Below are 14,653 nucleotides of genomic sequence, written 5' to 3'. Positions count from 1 at the left end.
CGACCATGAGCATCAACAGCGCCCTTCTGGCCGGGGTTTCCGGTCTGACCGCCAACTCCGCCGCCCTGGCCGCGATCTCGCAGAACATCGCGAACGTGAACACCATCGGCTACAAGCGCACGCAGGGCGAGTTCTCGACCGTGGTGAACAGCCAGACCACCGGCGCGGGCTATTCCGCCGGCGGCGTCCTGGCCACGGCCCGCCACTACACCAGTCAGGCCGGCCAGCTTCAGCGGACCACCTCGGGCACCGACCTGGGCATCTCGGGCCAGGGCTTCTTCGTCGTGACCGAGAAGGCCGAGAACCTGAACCCGACCGACGCTCGCCTCTTCACCCGCGCCGGCTCGTTCAGCGTCGACAACATGGGCTATCTGAAGAACACCGCCGGCCTGTATCTGCAGGGCTGGCCGGTCGATGCGGCGGGCAACATCACCACCGACCCGTCCGACCTGACGCGCCTGTCGACCATCAACGTCGGTTCCGTCGGCGGCACCGCCGAGGCCACGACGCGCGTCCAGCTGAACGCCAACCTGCAGTCCAGCCAGAACGTCTCGGCCGCCGCCACCGCCGCCTCGACCACCCCGGTCGGCACGGGCGCCTACGATCCGGCCACCAACTCCATGGCCATGTACGACCCTGAGGCGGGCACCGGCGTGAAGCCGGACTTCGAAGTCACCGTGCCGGTCTCCGACTCCAAGGGCGGCCAGCGCACCATGGCCATCTCCTTCCTGAAGAGCTCGGAGCCGAACCAGTGGTACGCCGAAATCCGCGCCATCCCGGCCGATGACGTCACCACCGGCGCGGGCCTGGCGAACGGCCAGCTGAAGACCGGCATTGTCGCCTTCACCCAGGACGGCCGTCTCGACGTCGACGCCATGGCGGCCCTGGGCGCCGACGCCCTGTTCGCCGATCCGGCCAATGCGACGCTCAACTTCGGGGCCTCGGACGACGCCGCTCCGGCGGCGGGCGGCGCCAACTGGGCGGCGGGTCTCGGCATCGCCGAGCAGACCGTCAGCTTCGACCTGACCGCCGCGGCCGGCGGCCTGACCCAGTACGACAGCGCCTCCGTCGTCCAGGCCACGCTGACCAACGGCACCGCCTTCGGCAATCTGTCCGAGGTCCAGATCGACGAGAAGGGGTTCGTCACCGCCATCTTCGACAACGGCGTGACCCGCCAGATCGCCCAAATCGCCCTGGCCACCTTCCCCTCGCCCGACAGCCTGTCGGAAGTGTCGGGCAACGCCTACCGGGTCAGCCAGGGCTCCGGCACCTTCAACCTGAAGGGCGCCGGCACGGGCGGCGCGGGCATGATCGGCGCCTCGCAACTGGAGGCCTCCACCGTCGACCTCTCGACCGAGTTCACCGGCCTGATCACCACGCAGCGGGCCTATTCCGCCTCGTCGAAGATCATCACCACGGCCGATGAAATGCTGGCCGAACTCATCAGCATCAAACGCTGATCATTCAGTAACTGATCGTTCACCACGATGAATCGACGGGTAATCAGAACAGCCAAAGCGTTGCCGGGGTCGGAGCAGTTTATTGCTTCCTTCACCACGACGCTTAAACGGCCCTTAGCGGCGGCTGGCTACATTCACACTCAATGGTGGTGGTGAATGAGGCACAAGCCCATGCTGCAAGAACAACGACGCCTTAACAGCAAAGGCGAGCAATATGTGGTTGGCCCGACGGGTGCGCCTCTCACGGTGCGCGACCTGCCGCCGCCGACCACCGACCGCTGGGTCATCCGTCGCAAGGCGGAAGTGGTCGCGGCCGTTCGCGGCGGCCTGCTCAGCCTGGACGACGCTCTTTCGACCTATCGTCTGACGGCCGAGGAATTCCTCGCCTGGCAGAAGGCGATCGACAAATGGGGCATGCAGGGCCTGCGCACGACGCGGATCCAGAGCTACCGCTCCTAACGGTCTCTCCCCGGAGAACCTCGAGGGCCGCGTCCTTACGGGCGCGGCCTTTCGCGTTCATGGTCCCGGCGCCTTAGCCGGCCCTCCAGCGCCCGGACATCCTGCATCAGCTGCGCGATAGCCCCGCCGTCGGTCTCGGCCGCGTTTTCCAGCACCTTGCGATCCCTGACCAGCACGGACCCGGCCCCGACCAGGCCCGCCCGGTGCAGCAGGCCCAGGGCCCGCAGGCGCATCTGCCGTCCGTCCGCCCGGTCGGCAAGTTCGGCGTCGATCAGGGCGTTCGCCTCCGCCACGCGACCCGTCCGGCACCGCAATGACGCCAGCTTGAGGACGTAGCAGACGTTGTCGGGATCATACTTCAGCGCCACCTCCACCAGCCGCATCGCCCGCTCGGGCGCCCTGCGGAACTGCGGCTCGGCGCCCGACCAAGCGGCGAAGGCGGTGTGCAGCGCCGGATAGGCCTTCTGTCGGCGATGCCTGAACAGGTCGAACTCGATCAGCTTGGCCTGCCGCGCGCGATCGAACACGGCCTCCGGGTCGATCAGGGCGCTCTCGCCGATCAGCGCGGCGATCTGGGCGAAGACGCTGTTGCCCGCGTAGACCTCGCCGCATCGAGCCATCAGGGCGATCTCGAACAACGCCTGAGCCACCGGATCGCCCTGCGGCGCCGTGTCGGCCGCGACGATCACGCCGTATTCTTCGCGGAACAGTTGAGCGACGGCCGGGTCCTGGCTGAACAGCACGACGGATCGCCCCTGCTCTTTCAGCCTCTCGATCAGCTGGCGGGCGATCGGCAGGCTGATGACCTTGCGGGTGAAGCGCGCCCCGAACCGGTGCTTGCCATAAATGATGTCGCCCGCGCGCAGATGCAGGGCGACGGGCGTCTCGGGCAGAGGCACGTCGTCGGCCTGCGCGATGGCGGCCGACAGGTGCGGCTGGAACTGGATGCTGTCGAACAGTCGCCGAAAGCCGCCGCCGGCCGGCTTGCGCAGCGTCTCCGGCAGGTTGCCTAGCACATTGGCTCGCCGGACCATCCAGCCGCCCGTTCCATCCGCGACCGCTGCCAGGTCCGACAGATCCGTGATGGACTGCGGGACTTCGGCGTATGCGCCCGCGTCCGGGCGCTCCACGACATGGGCGTCGCAATAGGCCTGGGTGAAGGTCTCGATCGCCGGCCTGACGGCGTGGTGTTCCACCCCCTCGACCGGATCGGGCCACACCACCGCGAACCCGGCGCCCAGCAGGTCGGAGAGGTGCATCGCTTCCAGCAGGCACTGCAGGCGAATGCCCAGTCCGTCGGGACGAAAACCGACGACCTTCAGCGCCCCCCGCGCGGTCATTCTGTCATCAGCCACAACCGGCACGGTCGCGGCGGAGTCGGCGGCCACGGCACGTTCCCCCCATATCGCTCAACGACTTATTAGCTGAATAGACGCTGCTCGCTCAAGTTCTCGTTGTGTCGCGGGCGGTCTCGAAACCGCCGCCTCCAGTCGCTATATGGCGCGGATGAGCCTCGCCGAGATCGCCTGTCCGATCCCCGACATCGCGCCCGCCGACATGGATGGCGCGATCGCCGCCGCGCGCGCCGCGGTCGGTCTGCCCGTCGGATCGCGGGTGGTGGCGGCCATGTCGGGCGGGGTGGACTCCACGGTCGTCGCCGGACTGCTGCACAAGGCGGGCTACGACGTCGTCGGCGTGACCCTGCAACTTTACGACCACGGCGCGGCGCTGAAGAAGAAGGGCGCCTGCTGCGCCGGTCAGGACATTCACGACGCCCGCCTGGCCGCCGAAACCCTCGGCATTCCCCACTACGTTCTCGACTACGAAAGCCGCTTCCGCGACGCCGTCATCGACCAGTTCGCCGACAGCTACCTGCGCGGCCACACGCCGGTGCCGTGCATCCGCTGCAATCAGACGGTGAAGTTCCGCGACCTGCTGGACGTCGCCCGCGACCTGGGCGCCGCCGCCATGGCGACCGGCCACTACGTCCGCCGCGCCGAGGCGGGCGGCCGGGTTCAGATGCGCAAGGCCATCGATCACTCGCGCGACCAGTCCTACTTCCTGTTCGCGACCACGCCAGCACAGCTCGACTACCTGCGCTTTCCCCTGGCCGATCTGGAAAAGCCCCAGGTGCGCGGCGTCGCCGCCGAACTGGGCCTGCGCATCGCCGCCAAGCCGGACAGCCAGGACATCTGTTTCGTCCCCTCGGGCGACTATCGCACCCTGATCGACAAGCTGCGGCCGCAAGGGCGTCAGGCGGGTCAGATCGTGCACATGGACGGCCGCGTCCTGGGCGCCCACGAAGGCGTCACCGACTACACCATCGGCCAGCGCCGGGGCCTGAATGTCGCCGTGGGCGAGCCGCTGTTCGTGACGAAGCTGGAGCCCGAGACCCGCCGTGTCGTCGTCGGGCCGCGCGAGGCGCTGCTGACCGCGTCGCTGGTGCTGGAAGAGACCAACTGGCTGGGCGACGAAGCCTCCATGGAGGCCGCTGCCGACGCTCAAGCCCCCGTGCTGGCCCGCGTCCGCTCGACCCGCCAGCCGTCCCCCGCCCGCCTCGCGCGCGGCGACGACGGCGTGCGCGTGGTCTTCGACTTGGGCGAGGAAGGCGTCGCCCCCGGCCAGGCCTGCGCCCTCTACGACCCCGCCGACCCCGACCGCCTGCTGGGCGGCGGCTTCATCCGCGAGACGACGCCGGTTGTCTGATCCCCACGCCCTGGCGGCCCGCACGGGTCTGCCGGCCGAGATGCTGTACCTGCGCGAGGCCCTGCCCCGCGACCGCTGGCAGGGTCACGCCATTCCCCAGATGGCCGCCTTCTGGCTCCAGATGCACGGCGGCTTCCGTCAGGCCTCCGCCGCCATGGCCCGCGTCGTCGCCGACCACCGCGCCGGCGCCATCGACACCCGCGCCTATCACGACCGTTTGCTGCCCACCCTGGCGCAGTTCCTCCAGCACCTGGACGGCCACCACAACATCGAGACCGGCCATTACTTCCCGCAGTTCCGCCGGATCGAGCCACGGATCGCCGCCGGCATCGATCTGCTGGACCGCGACCACGAGGCCGTCCACGCCCATCTCGAGGCTCTGGCCGCCGGCGGCAATGCGCTGCATCAGGCGGTCCGCTCCGGCGACCCGGCCGGCGATCACGCCAGCCGCCTGAACGACGCCCTGGACGCCGCCGCGGCGCCGCTGATCCGGCACCTGGATGACGAGGAGGATATCGTCATTCCCCTGATCACTCTGCACGGGGTCCGCTGACCGACCGGCGAAATGTCGCGAGACAGCTGCATCTGAATGGCGCAGCTTGCGCCTCTACCGAGCATCACAGTCTCACGAAGGATCGCGCCATGCGCCTCGCCGGTTTCGTTTCAGCCCTGGCCCTTATGGCCGCCGTCCCCGCGCTCGCCCTCGCCGCCGAGCCGCCGGCCGCCGTCCAGACGGCCGCCCCGACCTACACCGCCGCCCAGTTCTTCGAGACCACCAGCTACGGCATGGCCAACTCGGCCGGCCGCGCCTTCTCGCCGGACGGCCGCTCCATCCTGATCAGCTCGGACGCGACCGGCGTCTTCAACACCTACGCCCAGCCCGTCGCGGGCGGCGCGCCGGTCCCCCTGACCACCTCGACCACCAGTTCCGCCTCCGCCGTCAGCTTCTTCCCCCACGACGGCCGCGTGCTGTTCAGCCAGGACGGCGGCGGCGACGAGCTGACGCACATCTTCGCGCGCGCCGAAGACGGCGTGATCACCGACGTCACGCCGGGCGAGAACCTGAAGGCCGAGTTCGTCGGCTGGAACCGCGACGGCAAGACCTTCTACGTCATCACCAACGGCCGCGATCCGGCGGCCTTCGACCTGATCGCCGTGGACGCCGCCACCTACGAACACCGCACGGTGTTCGAGAACACCGGCGGCTTCCAGCCCGCCGCCCTGTCGCCGGACGGCCGCTGGCTGGTGCTCGACAAGGCCCTGACCAGCGCCAACAACGACCTCTACATCGCCGACCTGACCCAGCCGGGCGAGCCGCGCCTGCTGACCCCGCACACCGGCGACGTCGCCTACACCGCCTATGACTTCACGCGCGACAGCAAGGCGCTGCTGATCGGCACCGACGAGCATGGGGAGTTCACCCAGGCCTATCGCCACGATCTGGAGAGCGGCGCGGTCACCCCGGTGATTCAGGCGGACTGGGACGTTCAGTACGTCTTCTATTCGCCCAGCGGCCGCTACCGCGTCTCGGCCCTGAACGCCGACGCCAAGACCGAGCTGACCCTGCTGGATACCACGACCAACGCGGCCGTGCCCCTGACCGGCCTGCCCCAGGGCGACATCGGCGGCATCCGCTTCAACGACGACGAGACCCGCCTGGGCTTCACCGTCGCGTCCGACACGTCGCCGTCCGATATCTTCACCGCCGACCTGACGACTGGACAGACCACGCGCCTGACCCACGCCCTGAACCCGGCCATCGACGAGGACGTGCTGGTCGAGGCCACCATCGTCCGCTACCCGGGCGAAGGCGGCGTCATGGTCCCGGCGGTGCTCTACAAGCCGCGCGGCGCCTCGGCGGCCAACCCGGCCCCGGCCATCGTCCTGGTCCACGGCGGCCCGGGCGGTCAGACGCGTCGCGGCTATTCGGCCATGATCCAGCATCTGGTGAACCACGGCTATGCGGTGCTGGGCGCCAACAACCGGGGCTCGTCCGGCTACGGCAAGACCTTCTTCCACATGGACGACAAGAAGCACGGCGAGGCGGATCTGCGCGATATCGTCGCCGGCGGCGAATGGCTGCGGCAACAGGACTGGGTCGCCGACGATCAGGTCGCGGTGATGGGCGGCAGCTATGGCGGTTACATCACCGCCGCCGCCCTGGCCTTCCACCCCGATGCGTTCGCGGCGGGTGTCGATATCTTCGGCGTCACCAACTGGGTCCGCACCCTTCAGTCCATCCCCGCTTGGTGGGGCGCCCAGCGCATCGCCCTGTTCGACGAGATGGGCGATCCGGCCACCGACGCCGACCGTCACCGCGCCATCTCGCCCCTGTTCCACACCGACGGCATCAACAAGCCGCTGCTGGTCGTCCAGGGCGCCAACGATCCGCGCGTGCTTCAGGTCGAAAGCGACGAACTGGTCGCCGCCGTGCGCGCCAACAACGTCCCGGTCGAATACGTCGTCTTCCCCAACGAAGGCCACGGCTTCACCCGCCGCGACAACCGCATCACAGCCCAGGAAGCCTATCTGGCCTTCCTGGACAAATACGTGCGCCAATAAGGGGCCGCCGTGCGTTGATCTCCCGCTCGCCCGGGCCGGGCGGGCGGGGAGATCCGAATGCGTGGACTGGACTTCACATCGTGGCACAGCCTGCTGACCACCCTGATCGGCCTGGCCCTGTTCACCCTGATCGGGATGGGCGTGCGCCTGATCATGATGTTCACGATCCAGCAGCGCCGCGAGCGCGCCAATCGCCAGATCAACGAGCGGCTGCGCACGTTGATGGCCGCTTACAAGACCCTAGGCGGCTCCTTCACGGGCGACCTGGCGGTCGATCCCCGTCACCTGCGTGATCTGCGAAAGGCGGCCGGCGACGTCCCACTAGACGCGTCAGACCGCAGCCGCCGCATCCGCGATGCGGTCGAGGCGGCCCTGTCCGACATCATCCTGCTGGGCACCGAACCCCAGGTGCGTCTGGCCGAGCGGGCCGCCCGCGACCTGGTCGAAGGACGACCCGTGCGCGTGAACGATCTGGTGGTTTCGCTGCGGGACTTCATCCGTCAGGCGCTGGATCTCGCGCCTGTCCCCCGCGACCTGGCCATTCCCCAGCAAGGGCCCACCCGACCCTCTGGGGGCGGCGGTAAGGGCGGCGGCGAGCGTGACAAGGGCGGCGGCCCCGGCGGCGGCGGTGGCGGTGGTGGAGGCGGTGGCGGAATGGGCATGGGTGGCGGCACGGGCATGGGCGCCGGCCGCGCCGAGGAGGACGACGTAACGACGACTAGCCGACTGTAGGGACAGCCGCCGTCGACGCCCTACGCCGCTTCCTTGGGCATCATTTCCGCCACAGTCGGCCGGTTCTCCGCGCGGCTCAGCTTGATGTCGCGCGGCTTCACCATCTCTCCGCAGCAGTTGCAGGCGATGCGAGGCTGCAGCTTTGATCCGCAGGTGGTGTGTGTCAGCAGGACGCCCGATCCCCCTTCGCCGAACACGTGCTTGTCGCCCCAGGCATGCAGCGTCACCAGCACGCCATACAGATCCTTGCCCTTGGCGGTCAGCAGATACTCGTTGCGCGGCGGACGTTCGGAATACAGCTTCTGTTCCAGCACCCCGTGCTGCACCAGGGTCTTCAGACGCGCGGCCAGCACATTGCGGGCGATGCCCAGCCGCTCCTGCCACTGCTCGAACCGGCTCAGACCGTTGAAGGCGTCGCGGATGACCAGCAGGGTCCACGGATCGCCGATGACTTCCAGCGTCCCGGCGATCGAGCAGCTCTGGCGGCTATAGTCTGCGGTGCGTCCCATCCCTGGAAAGTGACCCTGCGTCAGGCATTTGGCAAGTGGGTTGCCAATCCGAACCCAGTCGGTCAGTCTTGAAACGCAACGGATCACTTGCCGATCGAGCCCTTGCATCCCCGCGACTGAGGCGGGAGACGCGGTCTCCCGCCGTTCTTACCGACTTCCCGAGACGCCATGACCGCCCTCATCCCGCTCGACACAGCCCTGATGTTGAAGGCGACGGAGGAGGGCGGCCTGGCGGGGTCCGTCGCGCCGGCCTTCTCGAACGGGCCGCGCAGTCTGCCGCCCGAGAAGGGCTTTCCGTTCGGCGGCCTGCTGGCGGCCATGGCGGCGCGCGCGCTGCGGCAAGGTCTGGCCATCGAGGCGCCGCTGCGCTCGTTGTCGATCCAGTATCTGGCGGCGGCGCCGTTCGGCGCGCCGATCGTCTTTCGCCCCCGCCTGCTGCGTGGCGGCCGCAATGTCCTCTACGCGGGGCTGGAGGCCGAAGAGGCCGGCCGCCTGACCCATCACGCCGCCGCCATCTATGGCCGCGACAGCGACACCCCGCCGAACCGGCCGCTGCACAGGCCCCCGCCGCCGATCGACAGCCTTCGTCCCAAGGGCACGGTCGAAGGTCCGCTCGCGCCGCACTTCGCACGCCACGTCGAATACCGCTTTGACGGCGGGCCCAACATCCTGGGCGGCAACATCGGCAAGACCGAGGTGGCCGAGCGGACCTGGATGCGCATGGTCGACGCCAGACCGCTGGACGAAGCGGGGCTGTGCTTCCTGCTCGACGCGCTCTACCCGCCCGCCTGGACGACCAGCGCCACCCCGCCCGCCATGACGACGGTCGACTACCGCATCGACATCCTGACCGATCCTACGCCCGCGACGGCCCCGGACGGCTGGGCCTTCTTCGAGTTTCGGATGCTGGATCTGGGCGCCGGCTGGACGGTCGACGAAGCCGCCGCCTGGGGCGTGGACGGCACGCCGCTGGCGCTGTCGCGGCAACGACGCAAGCTGATCCCGCAGAGACGCTGACGCCCGTCGATGATTGGTCAGAAACGGTTCACTGCGACTCGGTTAAGGATGACGCGTCTTCGAGGATGCGTTTCATGTCTGTCTATCGTCGCCTGGCGCCGCTGGCCGCCGTTCTGGCCGGATCGTTGCTGTTGCAGGGCTGCCTGGTCGGCGCCGTCGTGGGCACAGGCGCGGCCGTGGTCGGCACGGGCGTGAAGCTGACCGGCGCGGCCGTCGGCGCCGGCTTCGACGCCGTCACCACCTCGGACGAGGAGACCAAGCTGAAGCGTGAGCGCGAGCAGCGCGACTACGAACGCCAGCAGCGCCGCTGCGAGGAACGCCAGCGTCGCGGGCGCGGCTGCTAGACACCCTCTCGTCATCCTCGGACTTGATCCGAGGATCAGGCACCGATCTTGCTCATTTTCGATGGCTCATGGCGCGGCGCTTCAGCCTGCCCCGATGGCCGACCGGACAAGCTGATCCCCGGATCAAGTCCGAGGATGACGGCCTTGGGTCGCGAAACTCACAGCGTCAGCACGCACCGCTCGTTTATCGTCGGCCGCGCCACCTGAACCCGGCACAGGCCCGGCCACTCGGGCCTCAGCCGGTTCACGAACCACAGGCACAGGTGCTCCAGACTCGGCAGCTCCAGACCCGGCTTCTCGTTCAGCATGCCGTGGTCCAGCTCCTCGGCCGCCGCCTTCAGCGCGCGGTCCAGCGCGCCCAGGTCCGCGACCCAGCCGTGCTCGGCGTCCAGCGTCTCGGCCCGCACCGTCGCCTCCACGGTGAACGAATGGCCGTGGACGCGGCGATAGATGCTGCCCTCCGGCTCGTTCGGGAAGTGGTGGGCGGCGTCGAACGTCGCCTGTTTGGTGATCTCGAAAAGCATCAACGCACGCCGATGTATTTGTGGGTCTGGACGCTGAGGCGCCACTTCGGATGGTTGAGGCAGTAGTCTATGGCGGCGGCGGTGTTGGCCGCCTGGTCCGGGCCGTCCATGGGCTGCAGCCAGAAGCGCTCGAACGCCATGTCCGCGAACAGTTCAGGCCCCGCCGTCGCCTGCGGATAGACCAGCTTCAGCTCCTGCCCCGACGTCTGCACCACCGGCGCCGTGCCCTTGGGGCTGACGCAGATCCAGTCGATCCCGTCCGGGGCCGTGATGGTGCCGTTGCTCTCTATGGCGATCTCGAAGCCGCGCGCCTTCAGGGCCGCGATCAGAGGCGCATCCAGCTGCAGCAAGGGTTCTCCACCGGTGCACACGACCAGTCGCGGATCGCCCTCCCCGCCCCGCCACATCGCCGCGACGTGGTCGGCCAGCGCATGGGCATCCGCGAACCGCCCCCCGCCGTCGCCGTCCATCCCGACGAAGTCGGTGTCGCAGAAATCGCAGGCTGCGGTCGCCCGGTCCTGCTCGCGCCCGCTCCACAGATTGCATCCGGCAAAGCGCAGAAAGACCGCCGGACGCCCGGCCTGACCGCCCTCGCCCTGAATCGTCAGGAACGTCTCTTTCACGGCGTAGCTCATGGCGCCCGCCATCCGACGTAGCCCGCCGCCCGCAATTCGCACGCCGGGCATTCGCCGCAGCCGTAGCCCCAGGCGTGTCGGTGGGACCGGTCGCCCTGATAGCAGGTGTGGCTGTCTTCGATGATCGCCTCGACCAGCGGCTCGCCGCCGATCCGCTGCGCCAAATCCCAGGTCTCGGCCTTCGTCAGCCACATCAGCGGCGTCTCGATGATCACCGGCTTGTCCAGCCCCAGCGACAGCGCCTTCGCCATCGCGTCCAGCGTCTCGCGCCGACAGTCCGGGTAGCCCGAGTAATCCGTCTCGCACATGCCGCCGACCAGCACTTCCAGCCCACGCCGATCCGCCAGGGCGGCGGCGGCGGTCAGGAAGATCAGGTTGCGCCCCGGCACGAAGGTGGTCGGCAGGCCGCGCGCGTCCATCTCGATGGCGCGGTCCGCCGTCAGGGCGCTCTCGGCGATGCGGCCGTATCCGGTCAGGTCGACGACGTGATCCCGGCCCAGCCGCGCGGCCAGATGCGGCAGGGCGCCAGCGATGGCGTCCCGCAGCAGGGGCCGCTGCGCCATCTCCACCCGATGACGCTGGCCGTAGTCAAAGCCGACCGTCTCCACGCGCGCGAACCGCTGAAGCGCCCAGGCCAGGCACGTCGCGCTGTCCTGCCCGCCCGAGAACAGGACGAGAGCCGAAGTCTGCGGAGAGGGGTCGAAAGCGCTCATGATGAACCTGCGGTCGGCCGAGGGCCGCGCGCATGCGAAAGGGTCAGGGAATGTCTGGTTGCCGGCCTTCTACACCCGCCCGGCTCAAGGCGCAAAACCGCCGAAGGCGCGAAGTGGAGCCCGCCGCCGCAAAAAGCGTGGGACCGCTACCAAACCCGATCCGCGCTTAACCAATCGGAAAACGGTTTTCCTGCATTGTCCACAGGTACAGGAGTTCCTTGTCGCATGCCGACGATCGAAATGCTGAGCCAGCGGGCCGAGCCGGTCCTGCCGACGACGCCGTCCTCGGAGGTGTTCGCCCGTTTCGTGCAGGCGCCCGACGTGCTGGTCGTGCCGGTCGTGGAAGCGGATGGCCGCCCGGTCGGCCTGGTCGAGCGCGACGCCTTCCTGCTCAAGATCGCCGGCGCCATGGGCTCGGCCCAGTCGCTCGGTCGCCCGATCTCCCTGCTGATGGACCCCGAGCCTGCGGTCGTCGAGGCGGGCGTCAAGATCGACGTCTTCGGCGACATGCTGATGCGCGGCGGGGCCGGCTCCATGATGCGCGGCTTCATCGTCACCCACATGGGCCGCTATCGCGGTGTCGGCACCTCGGTCTCGATGCTTCAGGCGATCAACGAGCGTCAGCGTCTGCGCAACGACGAACTGGCCGAACAACTGCGCATCCTGTCGGACAGCGACGCCCAGAACGCCGCCGCCGCCCGCGCCAAGAGCCAGTTCCTGGGCGTCATGAGCCATGAGCTGCGCACGCCGATGAACGGCGTCCTGGCCGTCGCCGAACTGCTGCGCCGCCAACCGTTGAACGCCGCCGCCCAGGCGCACGTCCAGACCATCGTCGATTCATCGGAAAGCCTGCTGCGCATCCTGTCGGACGCCGTCGACCTGGCCAAGGCCGAGGCCGGCGAGCTGGAGCTGACGCCCGGCGTCACACCGCTGCGCGCCATGATGGACGAAATCCAGAACACCTGGGTCGCCCGCGCCGGCGAGAACGGCGTCACCCTGCACGTCAGCTACGAAGGCGACACCGAACTGGCGGCCCAGATCGATGGCGCCCGCCTGCGTCAGGTGTTCAACAATCTGGTCGGCAATGCCCTGAAATTCGCCCGCGACGGCGTCGTCGAGGCCAGCCTCAAGGCCTGGTCCGAACACGGCCTGATCCAGATGGAGGCGCGCGTTCGCGACGACGGCCCGGGGGTTCAGGCCGATGCTTCCGGCGACATCTTCGAACCCTTCGTCCACGGGTCGGGCCGCGACGGCGCCGGCCTGGGCCTGGCCATCTGCCGGCAGGTGGTGGACCGCATGGGCGGCCGCATCTGGGCCGAGAACAACCAGGGCCGTGGGGCCACCTTCGCCTTCGACCTCGCCGCGCCGATCGCCATCATCCCGACGGAGGCCGCCTCCAATGTCTCGGACCTGGCTGAACTGCAGCTGCAGTCGCGCCCGCACATCCTGATCGTCGACGACAACGCCACCAACCGCGTGGTCGCCCAGGCGCTTTGCGAGATGTTCGGCTGCACCTCCGAACTGGCCGAGGACGGTGTCGAGGCGCTTGAGGCGGTCACCGAGCGCGCCTTCGACATGGTGTTGATGGACATCAAGATGCCGCGCATGGACGGCGTCCAGGCGACCCAGGCGATCCGCGCCCTGGCCGGCCCCAGCCGCGACATTCCAATCATCGCCCTGACCGCCAACGCCGACCCCGACGACGCCAAGCGCTACATGTCGATCGGCATGGCCGCGGTGGTCGAAAAGCCGATCAAGCCGGAACGCCTGCGCATGGCCATGAACGCGGCCCTCAGCCAGTCCGACGAGGCCGGCGACAGCGCGAGCGCCCGCGCGGTCGCCTAGGCGGCCACCGCCTCGTCGTCCTCTTCCTCATAGCCGACCAGCCGAAGCGCCCGCGCCTTCTGCCCGTTGATCTCGGCCCAGCGCAGCAGCCCCTCCTCGCGGCCGTGCGTGATCCACACCTCCTGCGGCTTCAGCTCCAGGAAGGTGTCCGTCAGCTCCTGCCAGTCCGCGTGATCCGAGATCACCAGCGGCAGCTCCACGCCCCGCTGCCGCGCCCGCGCCTTCACGCCCATCCAGCCCGATGCGAAGGCCGGCACCGGATCGGCGAACCGCCGCGCCCAGCGGTCCTGGGTGGCCGACGGCGGCGCCACCGCCACCTCGCCGCCCAGTGAGTTCTTCGGCAGGTCACGGCTGGGCCGCAGCTCGCCCAGATCCACGCCCTCACGTTGATAAAGCGCGTTCAGCTTCTCCAGCGCCCCGTGCACATAGATCGGCCGGTCCCAGCCGGCCTGCCGCAACAGGGCGATGACCCGCTGCGCCTTCCCCAGCGCATAGGCGCCGACCAGATGCGCCCGCTCTGGAAACTGGCCCAAGGACCGCACCAGCCGCGCCACCTCTTCCTCGGCCGGCGGGTGGACGAAGACCGGCAATCCGAACGTGGCCTCGGAAATGAAGACGTCGCACGCAACTGGCTCGAACGGCGCGCAGGTCGGGTCGGCGCGGCGCTTGTAGTCGCCGGACACCACCATGGTCATGCCCTTCCACTTCACCACCACCTGGGCCGACCCCAGCACATGGCCGGCCGGGACTAGGCGGATCTCGACGCCGTGGTGATCGATGGTCTGGCCGTAAGGCAACGGCTGCTGCACGCCGATGAAGTCCGCCCCATACCGCTCGACCATGATGGCCAGCGTCTGCGGCGTGGCCAGCACATGGCCGTGGCCCGTTCGCGCATGATCCGCATGCCCGTGCGTGATCACCGCCCGGTCCACCGGCCGCACCGGGTCGATGTAGAAATCCCCCGGCGGGCAATACAGACCGGCCGCCTCGGGCCGCAGCAGGTCGTCGAAACGGATCATGCGGCATGAACGCATGAACCCGCCACTTCGTCATCCCGGGGCTGCGCAGCAGAACACGGGACCCAGGGGACAGGGCGCCAGGGTGGACGCCGCCAATGTTAGGCATGATCCCCTGGGTTCCGGGTTCG

At 68.9% G+C, this 14,653-nt stretch carries 15 protein-coding genes; 9 read left to right on the top strand and 6 right to left on the bottom strand.

Features of this window, described 5'->3' with window-relative positions; genetic code table 11:
• Window positions 1-5: 5 nt before the first annotated feature.
• Together flgE and ASG17_RS06805 are read left to right on the top strand one after the other, a co-directional pair.
• A complete protein-coding gene (gene flgE, locus ASG17_RS06810) occupies window positions 6-1,460 on the top strand; it encodes a flagellar hook protein FlgE (RefSeq protein ID WP_056100940.1) in 1,455 nt (484 codons plus the stop codon).
• Between the two features lie 174 nt (window positions 1,461-1,634).
• Entirely contained in the window at window positions 1,635-1,919 is a 285-nt protein-coding gene (locus ASG17_RS06805) for a DUF1153 domain-containing protein (RefSeq protein ID WP_369796695.1), read from the top strand.
• A 35-nt stretch (window positions 1,920-1,954) separates the two neighbouring features.
• Here the strand turns inward: ASG17_RS06805 and ASG17_RS06800 are convergent, their stop codons facing one another.
• A complete protein-coding gene (locus ASG17_RS06800; protein ID WP_162238777.1) occupies window positions 1,955-3,259 on the bottom strand; it encodes a hypothetical protein in 1,305 nt (434 codons plus the stop codon).
• A 166-nt stretch (window positions 3,260-3,425) separates the two neighbouring features.
• Here ASG17_RS06800 and mnmA point away from each other — a divergent pair, with 166 nt between their 5' ends.
• From mnmA to ASG17_RS15670, 4 genes are all read left to right on the top strand, one after another.
• Window positions 3,426-4,625: a tRNA 2-thiouridine(34) synthase MnmA gene (gene mnmA / locus ASG17_RS06795; protein WP_369796670.1), complete on the top strand. Its 1,200-nt coding sequence runs from the start codon at window positions 3,426-3,428 to the stop codon at window positions 4,623-4,625.
• Window positions 4,618-5,178 (top strand): hemerythrin domain-containing protein, encoded by a 561-nt coding sequence (locus tag ASG17_RS06790; protein ID WP_056100929.1) that lies wholly within the window; start codon window positions 4,618-4,620, stop codon window positions 5,176-5,178. Before mnmA ends, ASG17_RS06790 begins: the two co-directional genes overlap by 8 nt.
• Window positions 5,179-5,267: 89 nt before the next feature.
• Window positions 5,268-7,187, top strand: a complete 1,920-nt coding sequence (locus ASG17_RS06785) for a S9 family peptidase (protein ID WP_056100926.1) — start codon at window positions 5,268-5,270, stop codon at window positions 7,185-7,187.
• 57 nt (window positions 7,188-7,244) lie between these two features.
• Window positions 7,245-7,919, top strand: a complete 675-nt coding sequence (locus tag ASG17_RS15670; protein WP_056100923.1) for a hypothetical protein — start codon at window positions 7,245-7,247, stop codon at window positions 7,917-7,919.
• 20 nt (window positions 7,920-7,939) lie between these two features.
• Here the strand turns inward: ASG17_RS15670 and ASG17_RS06775 are convergent, their stop codons facing one another.
• A complete protein-coding gene (locus ASG17_RS06775; protein ID WP_056100920.1) occupies window positions 7,940-8,428 on the bottom strand; it encodes a helix-turn-helix domain-containing protein in 489 nt (162 codons plus the stop codon).
• Window positions 8,429-8,596: 168 nt separating this feature from the next.
• Between ASG17_RS06775 and ASG17_RS06770 the strand changes: the two genes are divergently transcribed.
• Both ASG17_RS06770 and ASG17_RS06765 read left to right on the top strand, forming a co-directional pair.
• Complete coding sequence (locus ASG17_RS06770; protein ID WP_056100918.1) at window positions 8,597-9,445, top strand: thioesterase family protein; 849 nt, start codon at window positions 8,597-8,599, stop codon at window positions 9,443-9,445.
• 74 nt (window positions 9,446-9,519) lie between these two features.
• Entirely contained in the window at window positions 9,520-9,789 is a 270-nt protein-coding gene (locus ASG17_RS06765) for a hypothetical protein (protein WP_056103211.1), read from the top strand.
• Between the two features lie 158 nt (window positions 9,790-9,947).
• Here ASG17_RS06765 and ASG17_RS06760 read toward each other — a convergent pair whose 3' ends face one another.
• The 3 genes from ASG17_RS06760 to queC are packed head-to-tail and all read right to left on the bottom strand — an operon-like array spanning window position 9,948 to window position 11,661.
• A complete protein-coding gene (locus tag ASG17_RS06760; RefSeq protein WP_056100915.1) occupies window positions 9,948-10,313 on the bottom strand; it encodes a 6-carboxytetrahydropterin synthase in 366 nt (121 codons plus the stop codon).
• Complete coding sequence (gene queE / locus ASG17_RS06755; protein ID WP_056103209.1) at window positions 10,313-10,948, bottom strand: 7-carboxy-7-deazaguanine synthase; 636 nt, start codon at window positions 10,946-10,948, stop codon at window positions 10,313-10,315. Before queE ends, ASG17_RS06760 begins: the two co-directional genes overlap by 1 nt.
• Complete coding sequence (queC, locus tag ASG17_RS06750) at window positions 10,945-11,661, bottom strand: 7-cyano-7-deazaguanine synthase QueC (RefSeq protein ID WP_056100912.1); 717 nt, start codon at window positions 11,659-11,661, stop codon at window positions 10,945-10,947. The genes queE and queC overlap by 4 nt, the downstream gene beginning before the upstream one ends.
• Window positions 11,662-11,886: 225 nt before the next feature.
• Between queC and ASG17_RS06745 the strand changes: the two genes are divergently transcribed.
• Window positions 11,887-13,506: a response regulator gene (locus ASG17_RS06745; protein ID WP_056100909.1), complete on the top strand. Its 1,620-nt coding sequence runs from the start codon at window positions 11,887-11,889 to the stop codon at window positions 13,504-13,506.
• On the opposite strand, the gene ASG17_RS06740 is transcribed toward ASG17_RS06745, so the two are convergent.
• Window positions 13,503-14,525 (bottom strand): ligase-associated DNA damage response exonuclease, encoded by a 1,023-nt coding sequence (locus ASG17_RS06740; protein ID WP_056100905.1) that lies wholly within the window; start codon window positions 14,523-14,525, stop codon window positions 13,503-13,505. The two genes, ASG17_RS06745 and ASG17_RS06740, sit on opposite strands and share 4 nt — an antisense overlap.
• Window positions 14,526-14,653 lie beyond the last annotated feature (128 nt).

This window comes from Brevundimonas sp. Leaf363 (assembly GCF_001424025.1).
Classification (GTDB): domain Bacteria; phylum Pseudomonadota; class Alphaproteobacteria; order Caulobacterales; family Caulobacteraceae; genus Brevundimonas.
The sequence above is the reverse complement of the archived record's forward strand: the minus strand, read 5'-3'. Positions and strand labels throughout refer to the sequence as shown.